The organism is Prevotella multiformis DSM 16608 (genome assembly GCF_000191065.1).
Lineage (GTDB): Bacteria > Bacteroidota > Bacteroidia > Bacteroidales > Bacteroidaceae > Prevotella > Prevotella multiformis.
This window is the reverse complement of the sequence record NZ_GL872283.1, coordinates 335,510-361,514: the sequence shown is the minus strand read 5'-3', so window position 1 is coordinate 361,514 and position 26,005 is coordinate 335,510. Positions and strand designations below refer to the sequence as shown.

The window sequence follows — 26,005 nt, the reverse complement described above, 5'->3', positions numbered from 1 at the left end:
CGGCCGTGACGGGCGTCCGCACGTTTGCTATCTGCCGCCAGAACGGGAGCAGTCGGCACCTCCGGGGACAGCCGGCAACAGCTTAGCGGGACGGCTGTACGGCATCAGAACTTCCAGCGCAGCTGGACATCAAGATCGCTCATCGTGGACGAACTGATCTGCTGAAGTCCGGAAGCTATCGTATCCCGGTCGAAATAGCGGGTCGTGGAACTGCGAAGGATCAGCATCAGGCGGCGGGAGAGGTCGGCCCTGGCGAACAGTCCGCAGCGCACGCCCCTGCCGTAGAAAGCGGGAAAGCTGAAAGCATACAGCGGACCGCGCTCATAGACATAGATCCGGGAGGAGAAGTCGGCGGTGTGGAAATAACCTGCCGTGGCGGTGAGGCTGAGCCATGCGGCGGGCTGCCACGTCCCCGTCTCCGTGAACATATAGCCCGTGCTCCGCCGGAGATAACGGCTTGCAGCAAAATCTATCTGGCTTCTGAAGTTCCACGAGGCGGCGGCATACGACAGGGAGAGCCGCCCGCGCTGTGTCAGCTCGCGTACGAGCGCCGTCCTGCCGGCATTGTCCTTCTCACGGATCCGTACCCGATAACGTACCCGCAGCGACCACCGCTTATATATATAGGCGAGCACCGCCAGATTGTCCCATGCCTTGCTGGCCGTATGGGCACCGGGGCGCGGATGGGAGAAGTAGGCGAGATCCGTGTATCCCATGATCGACAGGCCGCGCGCGACTTTCCATTCGGCTCCCACGAGGAGGCCGCTCTCATTCTGCACGGATGCGTTGTCGCCGGAACTCCGGGCGAAGAGCGCCGTGTAGCGATAGCCATAATAACGCTGGGCGGCAAGCAGTGACAGGCAGGAGACCGGCTGGAACGAAAGACGGTTCGCCGTGGCAAGGTTTCCTCTGCTGTCCGTCGCCGTCTCGCCGCCCATAGACCAGCGGTGGTGCAGGTAACTGTAATCCACGCTGACATTCCAGAAGTCATTGCCCGACGGAGCGTAACGGCGGTAATACAAAGACGTACTGGGAGTCAGTTCCCTGCTGAAGCGGGAGAATACCCCTGTCAGCCCCATGCGCAAAGCCCCGCACGTCCATCCCAGATGCGTTCCGGCAGCCAGCTGCGCGGCGGCATCCTTGTGGCTCATCTCACGCTCGGTGCGATGGTATCCGTTCTTGGGCAGCGTCCTGACCGTCCCGCTGTCAGAGAGCACGGCATCGACGGTGCGGTAAGAGAGAAAGGCGGTTAGGTCCGTATGCCGGGCCACCTCCACCGTGGCGGCCGCTCCCTGCAGATAGCCGTCTGCCGACCGTGAGGAATGGGCGCGGATTCCTGCGGGCTGCCTGCCAAGCGTGGTGAGCAGTCCTGTCTTGCCGAGGCCGAAGGTGTTGTTGATGACGAGCCCCTGACCGAAACTTATCCTGTACCGTCCCGCCGCCAGGGTCTTCAGCCGCCCCATTTTCCGTATCAGGACATAGAAGCTGTAATGGTCGTAGCCCAAGTTGTTGCCATGTGCGAAGAAAGGCTCTCCGGGATCCTGCGCACCCACCAGCCCGGCCTGGACGTAATCGCCGTCCCGGAACGCATAACGGAACGAATGGGCATACGGATAGCCGAGGTAGCCGTTGCGGTCGCCTTCCCGCCTGTAGAACGGAATGCGGGAGGTGAACAGCAGCGTGTGCTTCGCATGGGTCAGAATGTTTTTCAAGGATGGGAAGATCCCCTGTTCCGCAGCAGGGGCGATACATACGAAATAGGGAAGAAGCTGCCGTCGGACAGCGTCCAGGGACTCGATCAGGGCGAGTTCGCCCAGTGTCCGCATGCCGTGGTACCGGTAGACGTAGGCCTGGAGTTCCTCGATCTGTTCCGCCGTCAGGAAAGGGATGCGCTCCAGATCCTCCCGGGAAGCCGTGTTGAGCGGAACAGGATGTGCCGCAAGAGCCGACAGGATTTCAAGGTTCTCTTCCCGCACAGCCTGGGATTCCTCACCGGCGGCATAGAGTTCGTCATACAGTTCTTCCCAGTCACAGGACTGCTGTGCGGCCGCTGTGAGACAGGCAAGTCCAAGGAGAAGGGTCAGTAGCAGGTTCTTCATTCGTCAATGTCTCAAAGTATTATGGCAGCAAATATAGTCTTTGTTTCCCGAAAAAGCAAGCGGAATGTCAGGAAAAACACGTTTCCTCCGCATCACACCGGGAGGCTTCTGGCGTCTCGAAACGTGCATTTATACTTTTTTGACTTTAATTCTTCGTATGCTTTCGCAAATAATTGCTATTTTTGTCCATTGGCATTAACAACAGAACAAAGACTTTAAGCTTATGAAAAAGACCGACGTGCAGCAGGCGCACAACCTCCCGTCAGAGTGTACAACCATCATCATCGGGCAGAACCAGACCGCCGACGGATCCATGATCGTGTCGCGCTCGGAAGACTGGGATGCAATGGTAGCCAAGAATTATGAGATCTTCGAGGATACGGAGCACGGACTCAACGAGTTCGTCGCACTGGACAGCCCTTTCCGCTGCGAGCTTCCGGAGAAGGCCCTGGGCTATACGGCTCTCTCACCGCACCACCTACACCGCCACTGGGGCAGTGCCGGCTTCAACACGGCAGGCGTGGGCATGAGCGCTACGGAAAGCATCTTCAGCAGTGACGAGGTGCTGAAATATGATCCGCTGGTAGAGAACGGCGTGGCGGAGAATGCCGTCTTCAACATCACCCTGCCCTATATCCGCAGTGCACGCGAAGGGGTAGAACGGCTGGGAATGCTCATCGAAAAGCACGGCATCGCCGAAGGCTTCGGCATCGGATTCGTAGACAACAAGGAGATATGGTACCTCGAGACGGCGTGCGGCCATCGCTGGCTGGCATGCCGTATGCCGAAGGACCAGTACTTCGTCACCGGCAACCAGAGCCGTTTCCGCACCTATCATCCCAATGACAAGGAGAACTACCTTGCCTCCGCCGACCTGATAGAGTTTGCGGAGAAGCACGGTCTCTACGACCCGGCACAGGGTGACTTCGATTTCCACAAGGCCTATGCGCGCGACGTGGAACTCGACACCACCTACAACTACCCGCGTGTATGGGGCCTGCAGCGGTTCTTCTCTCCGGACATCAAGAACGACATCACGAAGAACACTTTCCCGGTCTTCGCCAAGGCCGCACACAAGATCACGCTGACCGAACTGCGCACGGCATTCCGCTTCCACTACGACAATACGGAGCACGATCCCTACCTCCACGGCAATCCGAAAGAGCCATACCGACCGGTCTCCATCTTCCGTACCACACAGACCCACCTCCTGCAGGTCCGTCCGGAGCTGCCGCAGGCCATCGGATGCGTCAATTACGTCGCAATGGGGATGGCCGACCTCGGCGTGTTCCTTCCGCTCTACCAGGGAGTCACGTCTTATCCGGAGGCTTACGGAAAAGGGACTGACGTGTCGAGCGCCGACTCTGCTTACTGGAAGTTCCGTAAGGTGATGGCACTGGGCATGACCAACTACAACAAATATACACCCGTCATCAAGGAGGCCTATTCGAAGTTCGAGGCGGAGACAGACCAGCGGCAGCGGGAAATGGAAGAAGAGTATCTGCGCATCTGCAAGACACAGCCGCTGCACGCCCAAGACCTGCTGCAGGCTTTCTCGGACAAGATCCTCAACAGCGCACTCGACCTCGCCGACCGCCTGCAAGAGCAGCTCTTCACGCTGATGACGCAGGATATTCAGCAGGAATATCTCTTCCACGGAGCATAGGCCCCATACGCTGTCCGACGACTATGAAGCAGAGGGATGGGGATGCCGGATACGCCGGTGACAGCAGACAACAGGTGCTGACGGGCTATGGGGCACACCCCTCTTTCTGTTTATTTGCCGTGGGGCTGTATGTTTCTCAGGGGTGCAATCTGCATTTTCAGGGGTGTAATGCCCGGAAGAAAAGCAAAAAACTGCCGTTTCGCAAGCGATTATAAACTTTTTTTCCTACCTTTGCAGCCGAAGAAGCACCTCTCCTCTATATGTCTATGGAGGCGTGCAAAAGGCTCTGATAGTTCAATGGATAGAACGGAGGTTTCCTAAACCTTTGATCCGGGTTCGATTCCCGGTCGGAGTACAAGCGTACGATCCGCTCCCCCTACTCTTCCCAAAAGGAGGATTTTCCGGAAGGCAATATGGGAAGCCGGCAGACGGATTCAGCGGATTGTCTTTGACTAATTCCTGCTTTTCGGGCAGGCAGTTCCTCCTTTCCTGCAGAAAGGACAGGGCAGCTGGTACGGCCGGAAGAGAACACAGAAGAACCGCACAAAAGCAAGAATACGCAGAGAGCTGACGGACCTGCACAGTACCGGTCTGCCTGAAAGGGACTTTCCGGAACAGTCCGCCGGAGGCATCCGGCTTTTGAAGGAACACGAAAACGACTTACTAACCATTGTCCGGGCACATTCCGATACCCGGTGCGACCGCAACAGGTTTCCTACAGATCAGAACAACATCATCAGGCCGTTACTGCCTGACCGAAACTTTATATAATCCCCTCATCCCCACACATCACGCCTGTTCTTTCTACTTTAAAAAGAAAGAAGAGGACGGGAAGCGGGTCTGGATGAGGCCAAGGACACATTTATGATTGGCGCCATTATAGGAGACATCGTGGGCTCACGCTTCGAATTCGGAGCTGCTCCACAGGAGGGGTTCGAGCTTTTCACCCCCGACTGTTCGTACACGGACGACACCATCTGCACCGTCGCCATTGCCGATGCAGTGCTGAACGGACGCGACTACCAGGAAAGTCTGCTCGACTGGTGCCGCCGTTATCCGGACCCCATGGGGGCTTACGGCAGCCGTTTCGAGCAGTGGATCCATTCGGAGCATCCGCATCCCATGAACTCGTTTGGCAATGGTTCCGCCATGCGTGTCAGTCCTATCGGCTGGCTGTTCGACGAGTGGGAGGACGTAATAGAGGAAGCGAAGAAGAGTGCCGCCGTAAGCCACAACCACCCGGAAGGCATAAAGGGGGCGCAGTGCATTGCAGAGACCATCTGCTGGCTGCGGCTGATGCGCTTCTCAAAACCTGACGTGGAGAAGAAAGTGCGCAAGTTCTTCGGCTACGAGCTGCCGCCGATGCGGGACATCTTGAAGATCGGTTCCGAGGGACATTTCGACGGAACGTGCCAGGAGACGGTACCGATGGCATTGCGCTGTTTCATGGATGCCAACAGTTTTGAAGAGACCATCCGCCTTGCCGTGCTGTGCGACGGCGATACGGATACGAAGGCGTGCATTGCAGGTTCCGTAGCCGAGGCGTACTACCAGGTGCCGGAATGGATGATAAACAAGGCTGTCGACTACCTCCCGGAGGACATGCTCGGCATCCTCGGACAGTTCTACGAACGCATCAAAGACAGCTGCGGACCGCAGAGAAAATAGCCTTGCGGACTTCGCCGGACGGAAACAAGGCAGAGGGAATGCGGCAGATCCCGATCTGTCAAGGACATGGCCGCCGTCTCTTCTATTCCCTTTACTCCTGATCCGGTTTCCTGTTGACGGCGGTCTGTCTACGAGGGGTCTTCATGAAGGTCTCCAGCTGTTTCCGATACATCGCCCCGGTCTTCTCGCCTATCCGGAGCATGGCCTCGATCGCCTTCGGTCTGAAGTCCTGGATTCCGTAACCGCTCAGGACAGGATTGATATACAGGTCTGCCTGCGTCCGGTTGACATTGTATTTCCTTATGTCAGGACGCACCGCCAGCCAGTCGGCCACACCGCCCAGCCCTTTCAGGAAAGCCAAAGGCGACCGGTAGTTGTCGTGTTTGTGCTGCTGGAGATCAATGGCGATGACGAGATCGGCTCCCATCTTCCGCACGACATCCACCGGAAGGTTGTTGGACATTCCGCCATCGACAAGCATCAGGGTGTCTATCTGCACAGGTTTGAAAGCTCCGGGAACAGCCATACTGGCCCGCATATTCCGTGCCAGCGAACCCTTTTCGAGCACGATTTCACGCCGGCTCCGGATGTCGAAGGCGACACATGAGAAGGGGATCGCCTTTCGGACGGTTCCGCACCGCACCGGAGAATGGGCGACGAGAGAATCGAGAAAGGTGTAGATATGGTCGCCCCGCAGCATCCCGAATCCTTTCATGCGTCCCATCCTGTCCTTTCTCCGCACAGGGAAGCCGAACAGATAACAGACGCCTTCCACCTCCTTGAACACTTTTCCCATGAGGGTCGTGTCCCTGTCGGTCATGAGCGACAACCAGTTCTGCGAACGGAAAAGCCTCTCGAGGTCTGCGGCACGATACCCCTGGGCATACAGTCCGCCGATAATCGCACCGATGCTCGTTCCTGCCACATAGTCGATGGGAACATGGGCACGCTCTATCTCCTTCAATACTCCTATGGCCGCTGCCCCCTTGGCACCGCCTCCGCCAAAGACAAGTCCCACCCTGGGGCGCGCCTTTCCGCCTTTCCTCTGCTGCTGTGCCGGTGCGGACAGCGTACAGTGGAGCAGGACCAGAAATACAAGAAACATCTTCTTCATGACGGCAAAAGTACTGTTTTCTCCCGAGAGAAAAGCAGTACTTTTTCGTTTTTATTCCTGTTTCCTTTTCCTTTGAGGGAGAAGCCGGGCACACGTGACGACCCGTCCGCCGGAATGAACGGGACGGACAGGGGCAGGAGACAGCTTGCAGGACCGGGAGGGGACAGACCGGAAAAATAGCACCGCCTGCCGCTTGTCCGCCCGCCGCTTTTTCCTTACCTTTGCGCCATGAAGTTCCATTCCATTCCCTCTGTACAGCCGTTGCCCGTCCGGTTCAACAGCCCTTTCGACGACCATCCGGATGCCCTCTGCCGCGCCGCCGCAGAAGATCTGCAGAGCCGTCTGCCCGCGAATCCCGCCGAAGGGAAGATGTATGGCGTCCTGGTTGTAGAACGGAACGGACAGACAGGATACCTGCAGGCTTACTCCGGACAGATGGACGGCCAGGAGGAAGACTTTGTCCCAGCCGTCTTCGACTATCTGCAGCCCCACGGCTACTTCAAGATGCACGAGGAGGAGATAACCCGGCTGAACCACCTGATCGCACGGATGGAATCCTCTGCCGCCTACCGGCAGGCGGAGGAAAATCTGATGAAAATCCGCCAGGAGGCTGAAAAGGCGGTCGACGAGGCACGGCGCACCATGCAGGGGGCGAAGTACCTGCGCGACAAACGGCGCAGAGAGGCCTTCCTGTCGGAGGAAGAACGCAGGGAGATGACACGCCAGAGCCAGTTCCTGAAGGCCGAGCTGCATCGCAGAAAGGTAAGGTATGCCGCCCTGACGGCCGAGGCACAGGCGGCCCTCTCCGGTTATGAGGAACAGCTGACAGCATGGAAACGGGAGCGGAAACTGAAGTCGGATCGGCTGCAGCGCTGGCTTTTCTCCCAGTTCTCTCTGCTCAATGCACGGGGAGAAAGCAAGAGCCTGCCTGCCATCTTCCACGATTACTACCTGCTGCACAGCCCAGCACGCATCCGGGCGGCGGGAGGGCCGGCGGCCTCGCCCGTCCGGCGGCTCTCTGCCGAAAGCCTCGCCCCATCGCTGCTTCCGCCTTCCGGTGCCGGGGAATGCTGTGAGCCGAAGCTGCTGCAATATGCCTTCCGGAAAGGGTACACACCCGTCAGCATGGCAGCATTCTGGTGGGGGCCGTCGCCGAAGACGGAAGTCCGGCAGCACGGCAACTATTACCCGGCCTGCAACGGGAAATGCAGGCCGATCCTGACATGGATGCTGAAAGGGCTGGACGTAGCCCCTGACGACAAGACGGAGGCGGCAGGGGCTGCAGGCTTGGAAATCCTGTATGAGGACGACAGCCTGGCGGTCGTCGCCAAGCCCCCGGGACTGCTGTCCGTCCCCGGGAAAGGGCGACAGCCCTCTGTCTACAGTCTCCTGAAAGAACGGTGGCAGCGATCCGGCGCACCTTACATGGTACACCGGCTGGACATGGCGACGAGCGGTCTGCTTGTCGTCGCACGCACCGCAGAGGCGCACAAGGCTCTGCAGGCGCAGTTCGCAGCACGCACGGTGCAGAAACGGTACGTCGCCTTGCTGCCCGGCAGCTTTCCCGAGCAGCGTTTCCCGGCAGAAGGGCGCATCGAGCTCCCCCTCTCCCCCTGCCCCGACGACCGTCCCCGCCAGCGTGTAGATCTTGAAAAAGGAAAGCCCGCCATCACCGAATACCGTGTGGCGGGCAGGACAAAATACGGCAAGGAAGGAAGGGAAGCGGTGAAGATAATCCTCCATCCGCTGACAGGACGCACCCACCAGCTGCGCATGCACTGCGCGCATCCCGACGGACTGGGGACACCGATCATCGGAGACAGCCTCTACGGACAGCGTGCCGGGCGGCTCTGGCTGCATGCGGAGCACCTTGCCTTCACGCATCCGGTGACGCAGCAGCGGATGATTTTCGACCGTCCGCCGGAACTGCCCTGAGCCTCGGCAGTCGCAGAAATTCCCCTTGATGGGATGTCAGCACCTGCATGGGAATGTCAGTCCCGACGCTTGGGAATACGATTCCCGACGGCCGGGAACAGGATTCCCAACCGGTCGGGAACCCGACTCCCGGCCGTCGGGTACAGGATGCCGGCAGGCAGCAACGTTCCGGAAGGTGTCGCTTCGCAGCTTTCCCGGTCTCTGACAGGATGCTCCGGACGCATCCCGCAAGCCCCCCGCCTGCAGAAATGACAGGCGGGGATGTACGCATGGTACATCCCCGCCCTGACAGCCATTGTGCGAAACAAAGCTTATCCCTGCTCCTGGAAAGCCTTGAAGATCTTGGCAGCAATCTCTTTCTGCTCCTCTGCACTGACCTCCACATGGTGCTTGAAGTCGACATCTGCCTCGCTGTTCATCGGCAGCAGATGGATATGGGCATGGTTGACTTCCAGTCCCAGCACGACCTGCGCCACCTTCCTGCACGGAAATACGGCCTTGATGGCACGCGCCACCCTCTTGGCAAAAAGCTCGAAGGCGGCAAGGTCCTTGTCGTCCATGTCGAAGATATAATCGACCTCCCTGCGGGGGACGACCAGAGTATGCCCCTTCGTTACAGGGTCAATGTCGAGAAAAGCATAGAACTGGTCGTTCTCTGCACACTTGTAGCTGGGAATCTCTCCCGCTGCGATCTTGCTGAATATTGTCATACGGACCTCCTTGTTTTTAAGTTGATAGGCAAGTTGTTCTGAAGTATAGTCCATCGGGGTGCCGCAAAGCCGTTCTTCTCTCGGAACCAGCCCGTCCGGAAGGCAGAGAGCCGCCGAAGGTGACCTGGGAATCCCGGCCGGAGAAGACCGTGGGCGCCTTGGCCGGACACCGACCGCTTACCCCTCGATGGTGATATTGTCAATACGCAGTCTGATGGTGCCGCGAGGAATCTTGATGTCAACCTCGTCGCCGACCTTCTTGTTCAGCAGCCCCTGTGCGACAGGAGTCTTGATGGAAATCTTGTTCTGCTTCAGGTTCGCCTCCGTCTCGCTGACGATGGTGTACTTCATCTTCGCATGGGTCTTGACATTGGTCATCTCGACGGTAGACATGATCTGTACGGCATCGGTGCTCAACCGTGACACATCGACGATCTTTGCCTGTGCCACGGTCATCTTCATCTCGGCGATGCGCGCCTCAAGATGCCGCTGTGCCTCCTTGGCGGCATCATACTCCGAGTTTTCACTCAGGTCACCTTTGTCCGCCGCCTCGGCGATGGCAGCTGATGCCTTCGGGCGTTCAACCGACTCTAAATACTGCAAATCGGCTACGAGCTTGTCGTAACCTTCCTGTGACATATAAGCCATATACTTATCCGTTAAAGTTAATCGTTTTTCAATAGACATAAAAAAGACAGAATTCCAACATCGTACTCTCTGAATGCCGGAATCCCATTTCCTTAAATGCCTTAACCTCTTTATTTTCTGCAAAGGTAGCCCTAATAAATGAAACGGCAAAGTTTTAGAGGTTAAAAATACTTTCCGTGCAGGAAATGGCGGGGAGGCCGGGAGAAATACGGGGAAGTGCAGACCGGCAGGTGCGGGCAGGAGGCTGGAAAACGGGAGACGGCGGAGGCGCAGCAGGTGTTGCAAGGGAAAGATCCGCACCTTGCGAAAGGTTCTGTCCTGACGTTCAATATTCCCGGAAAATTGCTTGCATTTTTGAAAATAACTGTTTATATTTGCGACATGCAACAATGATCCTGAGCAAGCGCTCGACAGAACCTGGTATAAACATTTTTAACGGGAGAAACATTATGAAAGCATTTGCAATGTTAGGAATCGGAAAGGCAGGATGGATTGAGAAAGCTCGTCCGACCTGCGGGCCAATGGATGCCATCGTCAGACCATTGGCAGTCGCCCCCTGTACATCAGACGTACACACGGTATGGGAAGGAGCCATCGGCGACCGGAAGGACATGATCCTCGGACACGAGGCGACAGGCGAAGTGGTGGAAGTCGGTTCGCTGGTGAAAGACTTCAAGCCGGGAGACAGGGTTCTCGTACCGGCCATCACGCCCGACTGGAACTCGCTGGAGGCACAGGCCGGGTACTCCATGCATTCGAACGGCATGCTGGCCGGCTGGAAGTTCTCGAACTTCAAAGACGGCGTCTTCGCGGAATACTTCCATGTCAACGATGCTGACGGAAACCTGGCACTGATACCGGAAGGCATGGATCCGGTGGATGCAGTCATGCTGTCCGACATGGTGCCTACGGGATTCCATGGGGTTGAACTGGCCGACGTGAAGTTCGGCGACGAAGTACTTGTCATCGGCATCGGTCCGGTCGGACTGATGGCTGTCGCCGGTGCGGCACTTGCCGGCGCTTCCTACGTCTATGCGGTCGGGAGCAGGAAGGTGTGTGCCGATGCGGCACGGGCCTACGGTGCATCGGAAATCATCGACTATCACAACGGACCTATTGCGGAGCAGGTGATGAAGCTCACCAACGGACAGGGCGTCGACCGTGTCGTCATTGCCGGTGGTACGGTCGATACGTTCGCCGAGGCGGTGGCGGTGCTCAAGCCGGGCGGAATCATCGGCAACGTGAATTACCTGGGTTCAGGAGACACGGTCAACATCCCGCGCATAGCATGGGGAGTCGGCATGGGACACAAGACCATCAAAGGCGGACTGATGCCCGGTGGACGGCTCCGTATGGAAATGCTCGCCAAGATGGTGACATCGGGACGGCTCGACCTTTCGCCTCTCGTGACACACCGCTTCAAAGGATTTGACCACATGGAAGAGGCGCTCATGCTTATGAAAGACAAGCCGAGAGACCTCATCAAACCGGTAGTCATAATCGATCCCGATTTGTATTGAATTATCATTTTATCATGTATTTTGCTTGATTTATATCAATAAATACGATATTTCAAGAAAATCATTTGCAAAAACTTGCAGATATGGATTATATGCCTTATCTTTGCAACGTGTTTTTCATAGTATTAGATTTAAGGTTAACAAAGGTTGGACTACAGCGGTAGTCCTTTTTTTATGCCCTGAAAGCTGATGCTATGGGAGACAGAAGCCAGTGACAGACGTGAGAAGCAATCATAGGCGAGGATAGGCGATGACAAGTAACCATAGGTCCTATCACCGCTTATCCCCGACTATCCCCGACTATGAGCGCTTACCACCACCTATCATCGCCTACGCTCGTCCACCATCGCCTGCCACAGGTCATTCTACCGGTTCTTTATCATCTTCAGGAAATACTCATGCACATGCGTGTCGGCATCCAGTTCGGGATGAAACGCCGTAACGAGCTGATTCCCCTGGCGGGCAGCCACAATGCGGCTGTCGACAGATGCGAGGACTTCCACATTCCCGGCGGTCTTCATGATATAAGGCGCACGGATGAAGGTCATGGGGACATTACACTTGGCACCCTTGAAGAACGCCTCTGTATGGAAACTGCCCAGCTGCCGGCCGTACGCATTGCGCGCAGCCGTCATGGCCATTGTGCCCAGCCGGGGCGGTACGGGAGCCGACGGACTGTTTCCCTCCACATCATGAGCAAGGAGAATGAGCCCGGCACAAGTGCCGAAAACCGGCAGACCACTCTCGACAGCCTCACGGACAGGAGCGAGCAGACCGAGGTCGCGAAGCAGCTTACCCTGGGTGGTGCTCTCACCACCCGGGATAATCAGTCCGTCTTTCTTTTGCTGCCAGTCTTGCAACTGGCGCACCTCAAAGCAGTCGACACCTAATTCCCGGAGCATCTTCTCATGCTCCAGGAATGCGCCCTGCAAGGCGAGTACAGCAATTCTCATTGTCCACGTTCAGCCATGAGCACCTCGATTTCATGCTCGTTGATACCTACCATCGCTTCCCCTAAGTCTTCTGACAGGTTAGCCAACTCCTTAGGGTCATTGTAGTTCGTCACAGCCTTCACGATGGCGGCAGCACGCTTAGCAGGGTCGCCGCTCTTGAAGATACCCGAACCGACGAAGACACCTTCCGCACCCAGCTGCATCATCAATGCAGCGTCAGCAGGGGTCGCCACACCGCCGGCAGCGAAATTCACAACAGGCAGTTTGCCGTTCTCGTGTACGTACTTCACCAGGTCGTAGGGAGCCTGCAACTGCTTGGCAGCCTCGAAGAGTTCGTCTTCCCGCTTGCCGACAAGCTCCTGGATCTGACTCTGCATCAATCGCATATGGCTGACAGCCTGCACCACGTCACCCGTGCCGGGCTCACCCTTCGTACGGATCATCGTAGCCCCCTCGGCGATACGGCGCAATGCCTCGCTCAGGTTGCGGGCACCGCAGACGAACGGCACCTCAAACTGTGTCTTGTCGATGTGATAGATGTTGTCGGCCGGTGAGAGCACCTCGCTCTCGTCGATGTAGTCAATCTCGATAGCCTGCAGGATCTGTGCTTCTGCGATATGTCCGATACGGCATTTTGCCATGACAGGGATGGTCACAGCTTCCTGAATGCCCTTGATCATCTTGGGGTCGCTCATGCGCGACACGCCGCCGGCTGCACGGATGTCGGCCGGGATACGCTCCAGTGCCATGACGGCACATGCGCCGGCAGCCTCGGCAATGCGTGCCTGCTCCGGAGTCGTCACGTCCATGATTACGCCGCCCTTCAGCATCTGGGCGAGATTGCGGTTTAGTTCTTGTCGATTTGTCATGTTGGTTCTTTATTATTATGTGATTATAAATGATCGCAGGTGGGAATGGGAGGTGATAGGAATCGTAAGCGGGGATAGGCGATGATAAGCAACGATAGGCTGGGATAAGGGGATAGGCAGGGATAGGCGGTGATAGGCGGTGATGGACAGCTGCCAATCTTAGTCCTTATCGGTAATCACTCCCCTCTCCATTCGGAGAGGGGCTGGGGGTGAGGCCTTTGAGGAACCATTGGAGGCTTTTCTCCAGCCGCTCGGCGCCATCCCTGTCTGCTTACGGAAGAACTTGGAGAACTGTGCCTGTGATGCAAAGCCATGCTCATAGGCGATTTCCTGGATGGTCTTCTGCGTCGTCCGGAGCTGGCAGGCAAGGGCTTCCGTGAGTGTGTGATCGATGATGCTCTTCGGCGACTTGCCTGAGATGCGATGCGCCACCTGCGAGAGATAGCGCGGCGAGACATTCAGGCAGTCGGCATAGAAGGCCACATCACGATTGGTTCGGTAATGCTTCTGCACCGCCTCAAGGAACTCATTGTAAAGCTGGCTGCTCCGTCCGCTAAGGTCACTCTTCCTTGCCACGAGTGTCCTGACATACTTCCGCGCATGCTCTATGGCCTGTCCCATTGGCTCGTTCTGGCTGAGATAGACCGCCAGCGCCGACGAGAAACTGTTGATAAGACCATGCTGCATGGGGTCGTCAAGTACCAGCGAACGGACGCTTCCGTTTCCCTGTCCTTTCAAGGAAGTGCAGTCGAAGAGCCTTTCCGCCTCTCCTTCCCGAAGAATGACCATCGAACACAGGGGCAGCAGCCGCTGCCGGATCTGTCTGACAACGTCATCCGTCATGAGACGGTCGCCATTGCTTGCCGTGACGATAGGGTCGTATATTATATGGTGGGGACGATACTTCAGCAGTGCGTCTACCACGACCGCCAGCGTCTCCGTAGTCCTGATCATGCCCACCTTCACCGTATCGGGCTGCACGTCGTTGATGATCGCCTCGATCTGGCCTTTGACAATATCTGCCGGAAGATCATGGAAAGCCTGGATACCCAGTGTGTTCTGCACCGTGATGGAGGTGACCGCCGACACGGCATACCCTCCCAGTGCCGCTATCGTTCTGATGTCAGCCTGCACGCCGGATCCGCCCGTACTGTCCGAACCTGTTATGGTGAGAATTGTCTTCAACAGTTTAAGATTATCGTTTCCAATATCACTAACCCCGACAGGATGCCGCAAAAGACATCCCCGCTCCCGATCAGCCGGGAAGCATGATGCAAAGTAAAAGGATTTTATTGAATCCTGCAAGTCTTGTTCCTAAATTGACAAGAAAAACTAAAGTTCTGACGTATTCCTGCTGCTGACAGATGGGAATTATCCCAAGAATCAGGCAGAATGATGAGGGGGAAACCAGCAGGCGCATCACTCGAATACCTAATAGTAGGTATTGCCGCATTCCATGAAAGACACTACTTTTGCAAAAATTTACAAGCTAATGCTAAAATGAAAAGATTGTTAATATTTTTCGTTGCCATCGTGTGCGCTGTCGCATCCATGGCACAGAACACCGATGCGATGCTGTTCGGTGACGTGAAAGCAAAGGAGGGTGGACAGCACCTTGCCCATGCAGTGATCCAGGTCAAGGGTACCAACCTGAAGACACAGTGTGATGCCACCGGACACTACAAAATGGCGAACCTCCCTGTCGGGAAGCAGACCGTTGTCGCTACCCTTACAGGCTATCAGCCGCAGGAGATAGAAGTGATGATGACCGCAGGCAAAGGTACAGGAGCCTACTTCGAACTGGAGAAGGATCCACTGGAACTGAGCCAGGTCGTCGTAACAGGTACCCGTACCAGCCACTTCGTCAAGGATGTGCCCATCCGCACAGAGGTCCTCACCTCACAGGCACTCACCAAGAAGAATGCTCAGAACCTCTACGAAGCACTTGAGGGCGTACCGGGCATCCGCGTGGAACAGCAGTGCCAGTTCTGCAACTTCTCCGAAGTCCGCATGCAGGGGCTGGGTGCAGAGCACACGCAGATCCTCATCGACGGCGAACCGGTCTATTCCGGTCTTGCAGGCGTATATGGACTGCAGCAGTTCGGCACCAATGACATCGACCGGCTCGAAGTCGTGAAAGGTGCCGGGTCGGCTCTCTATGGCAGCAGCGCCGTAGCCGGTGCCATCAACATCATTTCCAAGGAGCCTACCTACGAACCCACCGTCAGCGGAGATATCCAGTTCGGCAACTACGGCTTCAAGAGCTACAAGGGCTCCGGATCCATGCGTTACAACAACATCGGACTGAGCGTCTTCGCCCAGCGTACGCAGATGGATGCCGTGGACGAGACGCAGAACGGACTTACCCGCAGCGAGGTGAAACACAAGGACGGAGTGTCCGACCGTGTCAACGAGACGATGAACAACCTTGGCTTCAGCCTCTATTTCTATCATCCTTTTGCCAAGAACGACAAGCTCGTACTGCGCGGGAAGGCGATTGACGAGCACCGTTTCGGCGGTGTCATGACCAATGACCAGTACCTCAATCCCTATACCGACCAGACCGAGGACATCCGCACGAACCGCCTCTCAGCCGACCTGGCGTACACCCTGCCCGTCGGTGCACACTCCGAGCTGAACCTTGCCGCCGCTTATGTCTACCACAAACGGCAGGCCACCAACGACACTTTCCTGCACGACTACATGGACTCCCACAAAGACCCAGCCCATCCTGACGAGGACGGAGCGACACCGCCGGTAGAACTCATGCGTCCTTACCTCGCAAAGGAGAACACCGTCACCCCATCCCTCACCTTCACCTCCATCCTCGGCAGCCATACCCTGCTGGCCGGCGTGCAGGGGTACTTTACCCGGCTGCGCGAGACAGGACTCTATGTCATCTCTGCCGAGGACGAGAAGACAAGCCCCTACTACGGCGTACCTTATACCTCCATCGGCAAGAAACACGCCAACGAAGTAGGCTTCTTCGTGCAGGACGAATGGAACATCACACCGGAGCTGACCGTCGTACCGGGCATCCGCGTCGACTCCCACAGTTCCGGCGAGGAATATTCCACCAGCGTGAAGGTGTCAGACAGCGCTTTCCCCTCTACCAAGTTCAGCAAGACCTCCGTCAATCCGCGCATCGCCGTCAAGTACGAACTGACCCCATCGCTGATTCTCCGTGCCAATGTCGGTACCGGCTTCCGCGCCCCCTACGGCTTCTCGGAGGACCTTCACCTCTGCAGCGGCTCGCCGCGCGTATGGAAATCGTCCAGCCTCAAGGGCGAACGTGCCGTCAGCTATAACGTTTCGGCCGATTACTACGCCCGGAAATACCAGTTCAGCGTAAACCTCTTCCGCACCAACCTGAAGGACAAGATACAGTTCTCGCCGGCTGATGACGAGGTGAAGAAGTTCGGCTATTCCTACCAGTGGGAGAATGTCGACGACGCCTACGTGCAGGGGGTTGAACTGGGTGCGAAAGCCAACCTTTTCCGCAACTTCACGGCCGGACTCAACTGGACCTTCAACCAGGGCAAGTTCAAGCACGAGCGCGCCGAATGGTCCGATCCGGACGACGAGACCGTAAAGCAGTTCCCGCAGCGGCTTCAGTATGCCAAGGACAGCCGTCACATCTCCCGCTTCCCATCCATGACCGGCGACCTCGATCTCGACTATACGCCCGGCACATGGACTTTCTCAGTCACAGGTTCTCTCCAGGGCAGGATGTACATCGACTACAACTCCGAGGATGACGGCGCCACCTCGAAGATCAAGAAGACCAGCCCGTTCATACTCTTCAACTGCCGTGCTTCAAAGCGGTTCGGTATGTGTACCGTCTACGCAGGTGCGAAGAACATCTTCAGCTACATCCAGGACGAGAAGCACACCGACGATGCAGCATTCATGTATGCTCCGGTCTACGGTGCGACCTGGTACGTAGGACTCAGCGTCAAGCTATAGGAAACTCTCTGAAACATCACAGTCATATCCAGACAGCCGTATTGCCTTCACGGGCAATGCGGCTTTTTTCATGCCGTCCCAGGGACAGTCGGCAACCCTTCAGGCTGACTGCCGTCCGGCAAACGGTTTCCGTCCGAAATCGTCAGAACTGAAAAGGACGCATATTCCCGGCCATCGGGAATCGCATTCCCGACCATCGGGAATCGCATTCCCGACCGGCTGGGAATCCTGTTCCCAGCCGTTGGGAATCCTGTTCCCAGCCGTTGGGAATCCTGTTCCCGACCGGTCGGGAAGAAACCGATTTTCACGTTTTTTCTTGCTGCTGTCCGCACAAATGACTATATTTGCGGTATAAAAACAGGGCAGTCCGCAATTCCACGCACGAAGAAGACAAGAGACGGTTTCTGCCCGGAAACGACAAGAAGACTATGGGATTAAGAAAACTCTTCAAACGACAGCTCCGTTCCGTCATTGAATGGAAGGAGCAGAACGCCGACCTGCTTTTCCATCAGCTGGAGACCACGACGGATGAGATAAAGAACGCAAGCAAACTCATTGTCGCACCCGGACAGGGCTGCATCATCGTGTATGACGGCAAGGTGATGGCCACGCTGGACGAGCCGGATGTCTACGAGATGGAGACCGCCAACCATCCTTTCATCACGACCCTGCTGAACATTGCACAGCGGGCGGAAAGCGAACACAAGATGCGCTTCTACTTCTTCCGCACCGCCGAGATGGTGAACATCCTATGGGGAACGCCGTCGCCCGTTAAATACATAGAGCCCGACTACAGGCTGCCGGTCTCCCTGGGCGCCTGCGGAAACTTCTCCGTGGTCATCTCCAATGCCGAACAGATGTTCGTCACGCTGCTCGGACCGCGCAGCGATTACAGCGCATCGGACGTGCAGGAACTGGTCTCCTCACGCATCGTCGCACCGCTGTCCGCCTTCCTTGCAGCACAGGCCTATCCCTACCGCGAGGTTGACACACACCTCATGGAGATGTCAGACGACCTGAGGCACAGGACCGCCGAGGAGCTGATCCGGCTGGGACTGGAGCTGACCGACTTCCGTGTCAATTCCGTCACCTTCGACGACGACACGATGGAACGCATCGGACGCATCGCCGATATGACGACGGAGAAGAGAGCCGCCGCAGAAGTGGACCTCGACTACGTGGGGATGCAGAAGCTGGAGGCACTGCGCGATGCCGCCCGCAACGAAGGCGGACTGGCCGGAGCAGGACTGCAGCTGGGTGCCGGCGTGCAGCTGGCACAGGACATCTTCAAGGAACAAGGCGCAGGCGGCGATGCTGCTGAACGCCTCCGCAAGCTGAAAAAACTGTTTGACGAGCAGCTCATCACCGAAGAAGAATACGAACAGAAGAAGAACGAAATACTTTCCAAACTATGATAAAGGTCATCGTCCCTGCGGCGGCCGTACTCGCCGTAAACATCACGGCAGGACTCCTCCTGTCTGCCTATCCGCTGACGAACATGCTGTTCACCAGCCTTGCCATCGCTGTCAATACGCTCCTGATCGCCCTGCTCTTCTGCTTCCGTGCGGAAAGTACTCACCGGATGAGCCTGGGAATGATTTTCCTCGGTGCGGGCATCATTGAATATGCAAGCGGACTGCTGGCCCCCACGCGGTGGACGGACAACTGGTGGGTCATCCTGTTTGCCGTACTGACAGCCATACAGGCTGTGCTGGTTTATCTGACACTGCATTACACAAAGAATTCATAACCTTGTAAAGAAAGCCGATGGCAACAAAGATAAAGCCGGTGAAATGTCCGAACTGCGGCAGCGGGAAGCACATACAGCTCGACGAAAAACGCTACCGGTGCAGGAACTGCGGAACAGAGTTCTATCTGGACGATGACGACATCAACATCAATGTCAACCACCACTTCGACTACGATACCCGCAGACCCAAATATACGGCGGCAGACTCCTTCTCTGACAACGCCACCTACAGATGGTTTCTCGCAGGCATTCTCATCGTGGGACTTTTCCTCTTTCTGCTGAATACATGCGACAATGCAGCCGGCTCCCTGCTCTCCGGCGATAAGGATTCCGTAGAGGTACACGACAATTACACTGCACTTGTCCCGATGCTCCACAAGGGCAGGCCCTGCTTCTTCTATCTCTGCGAACGACGCTTCGATTACGGGTACAATCAGAAGAAAAGGAAGCCCGACGGACTTTACTACGGTTTCCGTGACGCCGGTACAGGCGAGGTACTGGCAGACAAGCTCTTCCTCTCGAAAGATGACGATGAGAAACGGGAGAGCGGCTTCAATCTGTATGCGGCGAGTATGGCTTATTTCCATCAGGCAGGACGATGGTATTTGGTTGTGCCCAAACGCTTCATCTATGCGATTGACCCGGACACGATGAGTATGACGAATGTTTCGAAGACGATCTTCGCCGGGAAGAAGGCCATGGAGACAGGAATGTCATGGGTGGAACTGCTCGACCGCTCCAGCGGCGAGGGGTTCAAGGTGACCAACAACCTTGCCGAGACGTATTACTTCTTCCCTGCGACAGGACGGCTCTATACGGAGGAGGCTTTCGCATACGCCTCCAAGCTGACGCCTGCAGAGCTGAATGGTGAAGTGCGCGACAGCGTGTGCTACCGTCTCGAGAAAGTGAACGCCAGCTCCTCTACCTCTTCCGGGGGAAAGTACCGGATCTGGCGCATACAGTACAAGTTCCATCTTGGCGACCCGCAGGATGCCGACTTCCTGAGGACGGACGTGAGCAGATACAACTATGACGAGGGGAAACGGCTCGTCGGATTCCAGCACATATCCGACTGGTTCTCAGCCTTCGACGCACAGATCGTCTATCAGGACAACCGCTATATCCTGATAGCCTATCATCCGAACATTGACGACGATGCCACGACGGTCTTCCAGCTCCGGGACACCAGAGGACGGATCGTCTGGACACAGGCTCCTGAAATCCGCATTGAGGTGAACGGAGCCATACGCGGTGACAGGCAGATATGGATCAGGGGAACGAGAAGATACAGTAGCAAGCCGGACGAAGACTACTGCTACAGTCTCGACCTGCGCAAGGGAACATGGGCATGCCATTATCGGTTCCCGACAGAATATAAAACAGCTGAATAAGGAAGTATCAGACGGATTGGAAAAAGAACAAAGGGAAACCTGCCGTGCCGGGACCGACGGCAAGCAGGTGTTGACAGAAAGACAGACTTCAAACGCCAAGATGATGACAAGGAACAACCTGCTGCTTTTCCTGCTGCTTTTCCTGCCGCTCGCAGGGACAGCACAGATAAAGGAATACATCGAGACCTATTCGGACGGGCGGATATGGTCCAGACAGTACTGGAATGAACTGACCGATACCAAGGAGGGACGCTGGACCTATTATGACCAGGACGGGAAACTCCAGTTAGAAGAGAATTACAAAAACGGAGAACTGGACGGTAAGAAGATCTATTACAGCTATGGAAAGATAGAAGAAACCGCCGAATATAAACAGGGACTGAAAGACGGCATCTATGCAAAGTACAACAACCAGCCGGCTCCCGATGAAAAGCATGTCCTCGTCTTCACGGTCACTTACCGTAACAACCGGAAACACGGTATGGGATATGTCTACGATGAAGACGGAAAACTGAGAGAACGGCAGAGATACGACAACGGTGTCATGGTTGCCGACACCTTTGTAACGGACAGAGGCCTCGTCTGTATCAGCTGGAAAGAAAATGCAGACGGCTCCTACACGCGCATGAAGCACTTCTGTCCATACAAGACCAGGACAGCTGTAAGGGCAGCTGTCCCCAGACCGCCACGTGCGGGGGCGGCAAGACCGAGAAGGAACGTCGCTGTCAACAATCCACCCAAGACCAGACATAAAGCCGTTCCCGGCCGGCCGCACGAGCCGCAGCCGTCAGCACCACAGCGCAAACCGAAGCTGAAGGTGAACAAGGACGGTACGATAGAACTGGAATAAGCCTGCTGCGGACAGTCAGCAGACTTGTTCCTTCAGCGGACACCCAGAACGCCATAAGGACCCGTGGTACTGGCATGATAGCGTGTCAGCTTCCTGCCGCCCTCTCCTGCCACGATGTTCCCGCCGGTATTGAGGCTGTACCTACGCCCGCAGCGGCTGCAGACGGCAAGACCGTTGCTGCTGATTTTCAGTTCGCAGGAACGCTGGGGAAGCGCATGCTGCTCGTAACAGTTGGGACACTGCAGGTCGTAAGCATAGAAGGGAGCGGGACTGTCCAGATTGCCATAGCCCACGACAAGTCCGTTGTTCTTTCCCACGTGTTTCCAGCTTTCAAGCCGCTGGTCGATGCCGTCGAACCATACCGGACTGCCTGATTTCAGCCCCTGGTTGTTCTCGAAAGAAAAACTGTGCCGGCCGCTGACATACGCATACCGTATGATGCAGAACACGCCCGGCGACATCGGATTCATCGCCGATGCGAGAACGGGATCCTGATGCGTATCATTATGGAAAGTGAAAAAGACATGGCTGTCTTCGTACTCCTTGTCACCGCAGGAGGACAACAGCAGGACAAGCAGCACGATGATGGATGGAAAGACTTTCTTCATAACACCGGATTATGAATGGCTTACAAGATTATGAACGGTTGACAAGCCCACCGGGCAATTACTCAAACGGAATCATGGCCAGTGCATCGGCTATCTTCTCGATGCCTTCCTGCAACGGCTTCGACACCATGCCCTTCGCAAAGAAAGGTATATCGGCATCGATCGTGAGTTTCATCTTCGAAGAAGTTTCGGTGACAGGCAGAATCTGTATCCAGAAGTTGAACGACAACGGGGAGTTGTCGCTCTCGAACTTTATCGTCTTCGGCTCGTCACGCTCGATGATGCGCATGGAAATCTGACCGACAGGGTCGACGCTGACCGACAGCGAGTCATGATCAAAGGAGAGACTCTGCAGTTTGTCCTTCACCTTGTCCATGTCGGCATTGCCCGTAGAGCCTTCCGGGAAACGGTCCTTCAGCCGCTGCACGTTGTTCAAATCGTTCAGCATTCTGTACACGCTCTGCTGCGAATGGGGTATCTGTTTTATGCTGCTTTCAAACTTTGTCATTTCTTGTATTATTGTTGGTGAAGTCGAAGAAAGCGTGTCACATAGCCATATTGTAGGGACAGATGTCCTCGTCTGTCCACGAAACAGATATTTATCGACGGACGAAGGCTTCTGTCCCTACAGTTCAACTATTATATGAACTTTTGACACACACCCTTTTTAAACCTTTCATTTTCTCCAGTTCGCCGGATCCTTCCGCCACTGATGCAGCATCGGAACATCAGTCTCCTTGATATAGCCGGTCTCCAGGGCTTTCTCAACAACGTGCTCGTAATCGGTAAGAGTGACGAGCTTCACCCCTGCTTCACGGAATGCCTCTTCAGCTACAGGGAAGCCGTAGGTGTAAGAAGCGACCATACCCACCACTTCAAATCCAGCCTCACGAAGGGCAGCGACCGCCTTCAGTGATGAACCGCCGGTAGAGATGAGATCCTCCACAACAATGACCTTGGCACCGGCGGGCAGCTCACCTTCAATCTGGTTCTTCATGCCATGGTCCTTCGGTTTCGGACGAACGTATGCGTATGGCAACGCCAGCTCATCGGCAACAAGCATGCCCTGCGCAATGGCGCCCGTGGCGACACCGGCCACAGCCGTAGCCTCCGGGAAGTTCTCAAGGATGGCATGAACCAGCTCGAGCTTCACAAACGAGCGCACGTCGTGGAACGACAAGGTCTTGCGGTTGTCACAATAAAACGGTGACTTCCAACCGCTTGCCCATGTGAACGGGTCATTGGGCTGCAACTTAATCGCCTTGATACCGAGCAGTTTGCCCGCAAAGACTTTCTTTAAATCTTCCATCTTGATAGTTTATGGTTATATTCTAAGTGCAAACTTACGCATTTTTTCCGAGACTAAAGGACAAAAACACCATAAAAGGAGAGAACAGACAAAAGACGAGTGAGCAAAGACAGGGCAGACATCAGACTGTCTGGCGGCCTGCCGGTATGCAGCTGTAACGACAGACACCCGAAGAACCGCACGCACGATCCCTACACCATAAAGAAAGACAACAGACAGAAAATGTTTCCCTATTCTTGCGGAAATCCGTTTTTTATTATACATTTGCAGCAGATACAGATAATACCAGGGAAATGTGACAGCACCTGGGAACTTACGACACAACTCTCTTTATTCAAACATGGAAAGACTTTTATTCCTCCTCATCCTGTTCTGTACAGGACTCCGTGCCAGCGCACAAACGGTATCAGGAAAGGTTCTCAACGAAAGCAAGAAGCCTGTACCCTATGCGAATGTCGTTATCCTTTCAGCCGGGGATTCTGCCTTCATTGCCGGTACGACAACCAACGACGACGGCGCTTTCAGCATCAGGAATGCCGCTCCGGGCAACATCCTCAAGGCTTCCTTCGTAGGCTACGAACCGTTTTCCACGGTCCTTTCCGACCAGGAAACCCTGACCATCGTACTGAAAGAGGACGCACAGCTGATGAAAGAGGTGGTTGTAAAGGGCAATGCCCCCCTGCACAAGATGACGGCAGAGGGCATGCAGACGAACATCGAGAATACCGTGCTGAGCAAGCTCGGTACCTGCGAGGATGTTCTTTCGCATATTCCGGGACTGATAAAGAAGAAAGACGGCTACGAGGTCTTCGGCAAAGGGGCACCGGTCATCTATATCAACGGACGGCAGATGCGGGATGCTACGGAGCTTGAACGCCTGAAATCAAGTGACATCAAGAGCGTCGAGGTGGTTGCCAACCCCGGTTCCAGATATGATGCAACGGTGAAAGCCGTGGTAAAGATACGCACGAAGAGGGTGCAGGGCGACGGCTTCGGCTTCGACGTACGGTCTTCTTACTACCAGTCGGAGAATGTCGACCTCGTCGAACAGCTCAACTGGAAGTACCGCCACGGCCGTCTGGAACTCTTCGGCGGGCACGGCTATTCGCTTGACAACGGAAGCTATCCCAGCAAAACGACCACAATTGTCTATGCCGATACGCTTTGGAGGCAGGACTTCACACAGGAAGCTACAGAGAAAGCATCCCGCTTCAAGAACACGATAGGGGCAGACTATCAGCTGAATGACAGCAATTCCATCGGCATGAAATACACGGTCAACTTTCTCCACGACTCTCCCGCCCCTTTTATGCTCAGCAGTGACGTAAGGGCAAACGAGGCCTTCTATGACCATATCAACACTTCTGCCATGCGCAGCAAGACCCATCGTCCCTCCCAGTTCCTCAATCTTTACTATGTCGGGAAGATAGGAAAGATGGACATAGACTTCAATGCCGATTACCTTTACAACAAGCAGTGTGACCATACCGTCTACCAGGAAGACAGCCGCAACAAGACCAGCCGCACCGTGACTTCCGACAACCAGGAGCGCAACAGGCTCTTTGCTTCCAAGCTGACCCTGGGCTATCCTGTCCTGGGGGGCAGTCTTTCCGTGGGTGCAGAATACACCAGCACGAACCGCAATGACGATTACGTCAACCCCGAGCAGTATGTCCCGACCTCATTCGCACAGCTGAAGGAGTCCAACTTCGCTCCCTTCATGGAGTACACGCACATGCTCCCTGTCTGCCAGCTGACCGTCGGTCTGCGCTGGGAAGCGGTGAGGTTCAACTACTATGAGAACGGCCTGCACATTGCCGACCAGAGCCGGTCGTTCAGCAACCTGTTTCCAAGCATCTCGGCTGCCACCAAAATCGGAGACCTGCAGATGCAGTTGAGCTATGCAGCGAAGACCCGCCGCCCCTCTTACCGTCAGCTGAGCAACAACGTATCCTACGGCAACCGCTTCCTGATGCAGTCGGGTAACCCGCTGCTCCAGCACGAATACATCCATACGCTCTCTCTGGGAGCCATGTGGAAGTTCATCCAGCTGGGTGTTTCCTATAAAGACCGCCGCCACGCCATTGTGTTCTGGAGCGAGCAGGACAACCATAACTCGGCTGTCTCACGTATTACTTATACGAACCTTCCAAGCATCAAGTCGATATCCGCCCAGGTCACCTTTTCCCCTACCATCGGCATCTGGACTCCCGAATTCAGTGCAGCTGTACAGAAGCAATGGCTCAATTTACAGACAAAAGTGAGGACCTATAAACTGAACAAACCTATCTGGCAACTCAGCTTCAACAACACGTTCAACTTCGGGAAAGGGTGGCTGCTGTCGATGGAGTCCTACTTCGTCAAAAAAGGCAATGATGAAATCGGGGCATTGGCAAGCAATACAGGTTCGCTGGACATCAACCTCACCAAGTCATTCCTGAAGGACAGACTGGCTTTCCGTATTGGCGGAACGGACCTGTTCCATACCCGGAAGGAGGGAGGAATAGGTTATACTGAACTGATGGAAACAATACAGGTCAGCACGTATGACAGCCGCCAGCTGGTCCTCACGGTCACCTATAAATTCAATGCTTCACGAAGCAAATACAAGGGAACCGGTGCCGGACAGGCAGAGAAGAAGAGACTGTGAGCGAACAGCCTCCTCGCCATACAGCGCACAGAGGCGTGCCAAGACCCGGGATTCCGGAAAGACCGCCTTCCATATCGACGGTTTCAGACCCTCACAAACATCAAAACGACCGCTGTCATCGAATTGTCAGCTCCAGGGCAGCGGTCATTCCGTGCTGTCGGACAACTGCCTTCAGTGGTGCGTCGGCGTTCCGGCACGCCCTCTGCAAGTCGTGTCGAGAACCACGGGAAGAAAACTGACAGATGAGGGTGTGTCAAAATGCAGATGAATAACCTGACGACTTTCAAACTATAAGCAGG

The 26,005-nt window shown here is 55.6% G+C and carries 20 protein-coding genes and 1 tRNA gene; 11 read left to right on the top strand and 10 right to left on the bottom strand.

All coding sequences use genetic code 11. The features are described from left to right. Window positions 1-104: 104 nt before the first annotated feature. Window positions 105-2,099 carry a helix-hairpin-helix domain-containing protein gene (locus HMPREF9141_RS06795; RefSeq protein WP_007367880.1) on the bottom strand — a complete coding sequence of 665 codons (1,995 nt, stop codon included), beginning with the start codon at window positions 2,097-2,099 and terminating at the stop codon, window positions 105-107. Between the two features lie 223 nt (window positions 2,100-2,322). Here HMPREF9141_RS06795 and HMPREF9141_RS06790 point away from each other — a divergent pair, with 223 nt between their 5' ends. The 3 genes from HMPREF9141_RS06790 to HMPREF9141_RS06780 all read left to right on the top strand — a co-directional run bounded on the left by HMPREF9141_RS06790 (window position 2,323) and on the right by HMPREF9141_RS06780 (window position 5,433). Continuing rightward, on the top strand, window positions 2,323-3,765 hold the full coding sequence (locus HMPREF9141_RS06790; RefSeq protein WP_007367878.1) for a C69 family dipeptidase: 1,443 nt from the start codon (window positions 2,323-2,325) through the stop codon (window positions 3,763-3,765). Between the two features lie 283 nt (window positions 3,766-4,048). Further along, window positions 4,049-4,120, top strand: a tRNA-Arg gene (locus HMPREF9141_RS06785). 509 nt (window positions 4,121-4,629) lie between these two features. Next, window positions 4,630-5,433, top strand: a complete 804-nt coding sequence (locus HMPREF9141_RS06780; protein ID WP_007367877.1) for an ADP-ribosylglycohydrolase family protein — start codon at window positions 4,630-4,632, stop codon at window positions 5,431-5,433. A gap of 91 nt (window positions 5,434-5,524) precedes the next feature. Here the strand turns inward: HMPREF9141_RS06780 and HMPREF9141_RS06775 are convergent, their stop codons facing one another. After that, window positions 5,525-6,547, bottom strand: coding sequence for a patatin-like phospholipase family protein (locus HMPREF9141_RS06775; protein ID WP_007367876.1), 1,023 nt, complete (start codon window positions 6,545-6,547; stop codon window positions 5,525-5,527). 228 nt (window positions 6,548-6,775) lie between these two features. Between HMPREF9141_RS06775 and HMPREF9141_RS06770 the strand changes: the two genes are divergently transcribed. Beyond that, window positions 6,776-8,482, top strand: coding sequence for an RluA family pseudouridine synthase (locus HMPREF9141_RS06770; protein ID WP_007367874.1), 1,707 nt, complete (start codon window positions 6,776-6,778; stop codon window positions 8,480-8,482). 311 nt (window positions 8,483-8,793) lie between these two features. Here HMPREF9141_RS06770 and HMPREF9141_RS06765 read toward each other — a convergent pair whose 3' ends face one another. Both HMPREF9141_RS06765 and greA read right to left on the bottom strand, forming a co-directional pair. Then, entirely contained in the window at window positions 8,794-9,192 is a 399-nt protein-coding gene (locus HMPREF9141_RS06765) for an HIT family protein (RefSeq protein ID WP_040554950.1), read from the bottom strand. Between the two features lie 177 nt (window positions 9,193-9,369). Further along, complete coding sequence (gene greA / locus HMPREF9141_RS06760) at window positions 9,370-9,840, bottom strand: transcription elongation factor GreA (RefSeq protein WP_040554644.1); 471 nt, start codon at window positions 9,838-9,840, stop codon at window positions 9,370-9,372. 449 nt (window positions 9,841-10,289) lie between these two features. On the opposite strand from greA, the gene HMPREF9141_RS06755 reads away from it, so the two are divergent. Continuing rightward, the gene (locus tag HMPREF9141_RS06755; protein ID WP_040554642.1) at window positions 10,290-11,360 is read left to right on the top strand and encodes an NAD(P)-dependent alcohol dehydrogenase; all 1,071 of its coding nucleotides are present in this window, start codon (window positions 10,290-10,292) and stop codon (window positions 11,358-11,360) included. Between the two features lie 365 nt (window positions 11,361-11,725). Here the strand turns inward: HMPREF9141_RS06755 and pdxT are convergent, their stop codons facing one another. The 3 genes from pdxT to HMPREF9141_RS06740 form a co-directional block, all read right to left on the bottom strand. Then, entirely contained in the window at window positions 11,726-12,313 is a 588-nt protein-coding gene (gene pdxT / locus HMPREF9141_RS06750; protein ID WP_007367868.1) for a pyridoxal 5'-phosphate synthase glutaminase subunit PdxT, read from the bottom strand. Next, complete coding sequence (pdxS, locus tag HMPREF9141_RS06745) at window positions 12,310-13,182, bottom strand: pyridoxal 5'-phosphate synthase lyase subunit PdxS (RefSeq protein ID WP_007367867.1); 873 nt, start codon at window positions 13,180-13,182, stop codon at window positions 12,310-12,312. Before pdxS ends, pdxT begins: the two co-directional genes overlap by 4 nt. A gap of 159 nt (window positions 13,183-13,341) precedes the next feature. Next, entirely contained in the window at window positions 13,342-14,367 is a 1,026-nt protein-coding gene (locus HMPREF9141_RS06740; RefSeq protein ID WP_050788043.1) for a hydroxymethylpyrimidine/phosphomethylpyrimidine kinase, read from the bottom strand. Between the two features lie 315 nt (window positions 14,368-14,682). Between HMPREF9141_RS06740 and HMPREF9141_RS06735 the strand changes: the two genes are divergently transcribed. The 5 genes from HMPREF9141_RS06735 (at window position 14,683) to HMPREF9141_RS06715 (ending at window position 21,139) form a co-directional block, all read left to right on the top strand. Next, a complete protein-coding gene (locus tag HMPREF9141_RS06735) occupies window positions 14,683-17,148 on the top strand; it encodes a TonB-dependent receptor (protein ID WP_040554640.1) in 2,466 nt (821 codons plus the stop codon). Window positions 17,149-17,576: 428 nt separating this feature from the next. Continuing rightward, a complete protein-coding gene (locus HMPREF9141_RS06730; protein WP_040554946.1) occupies window positions 17,577-18,563 on the top strand; it encodes an SPFH domain-containing protein in 987 nt (328 codons plus the stop codon). Beyond that, window positions 18,560-18,898 carry a hypothetical protein gene (locus tag HMPREF9141_RS06725; RefSeq protein WP_007367862.1) on the top strand — a complete coding sequence of 113 codons (339 nt, stop codon included), beginning with the start codon at window positions 18,560-18,562 and terminating at the stop codon, window positions 18,896-18,898. The genes HMPREF9141_RS06730 and HMPREF9141_RS06725 overlap by 4 nt, the downstream gene beginning before the upstream one ends. A gap of 17 nt (window positions 18,899-18,915) precedes the next feature. Then, the gene (locus tag HMPREF9141_RS06720; protein WP_007367861.1) at window positions 18,916-20,289 is read left to right on the top strand and encodes a TFIIB-type zinc ribbon-containing protein; all 1,374 of its coding nucleotides are present in this window, start codon (window positions 18,916-18,918) and stop codon (window positions 20,287-20,289) included. Between the two features lie 16 nt (window positions 20,290-20,305). After that, entirely contained in the window at window positions 20,306-21,139 is an 834-nt protein-coding gene (locus HMPREF9141_RS06715) for a toxin-antitoxin system YwqK family antitoxin (protein WP_007367860.1), read from the top strand. A gap of 32 nt (window positions 21,140-21,171) precedes the next feature. Here the strand turns inward: HMPREF9141_RS06715 and HMPREF9141_RS06710 are convergent, their stop codons facing one another. The 3 genes from HMPREF9141_RS06710 to pyrE form a co-directional block, all read right to left on the bottom strand. Further along, a complete protein-coding gene (locus HMPREF9141_RS06710) occupies window positions 21,172-21,747 on the bottom strand; it encodes a hypothetical protein (protein ID WP_007367859.1) in 576 nt (191 codons plus the stop codon). A 58-nt stretch (window positions 21,748-21,805) separates the two neighbouring features. Next, entirely contained in the window at window positions 21,806-22,255 is a 450-nt protein-coding gene (locus tag HMPREF9141_RS06705; protein ID WP_007367858.1) for a polyketide cyclase, read from the bottom strand. A gap of 168 nt (window positions 22,256-22,423) precedes the next feature. Then, window positions 22,424-23,056 carry an orotate phosphoribosyltransferase gene (gene pyrE / locus HMPREF9141_RS06700; protein ID WP_007367857.1) on the bottom strand — a complete coding sequence of 211 codons (633 nt, stop codon included), beginning with the start codon at window positions 23,054-23,056 and terminating at the stop codon, window positions 22,424-22,426. Window positions 23,057-23,396: 340 nt separating this feature from the next. Between pyrE and HMPREF9141_RS06695 the strand changes: the two genes are divergently transcribed. Then, window positions 23,397-25,706 carry an outer membrane beta-barrel protein gene (locus HMPREF9141_RS06695; protein WP_007367856.1) on the top strand — a complete coding sequence of 770 codons (2,310 nt, stop codon included), beginning with the start codon at window positions 23,397-23,399 and terminating at the stop codon, window positions 25,704-25,706. Window positions 25,707-26,005: the final 299 nt, after the last annotated feature.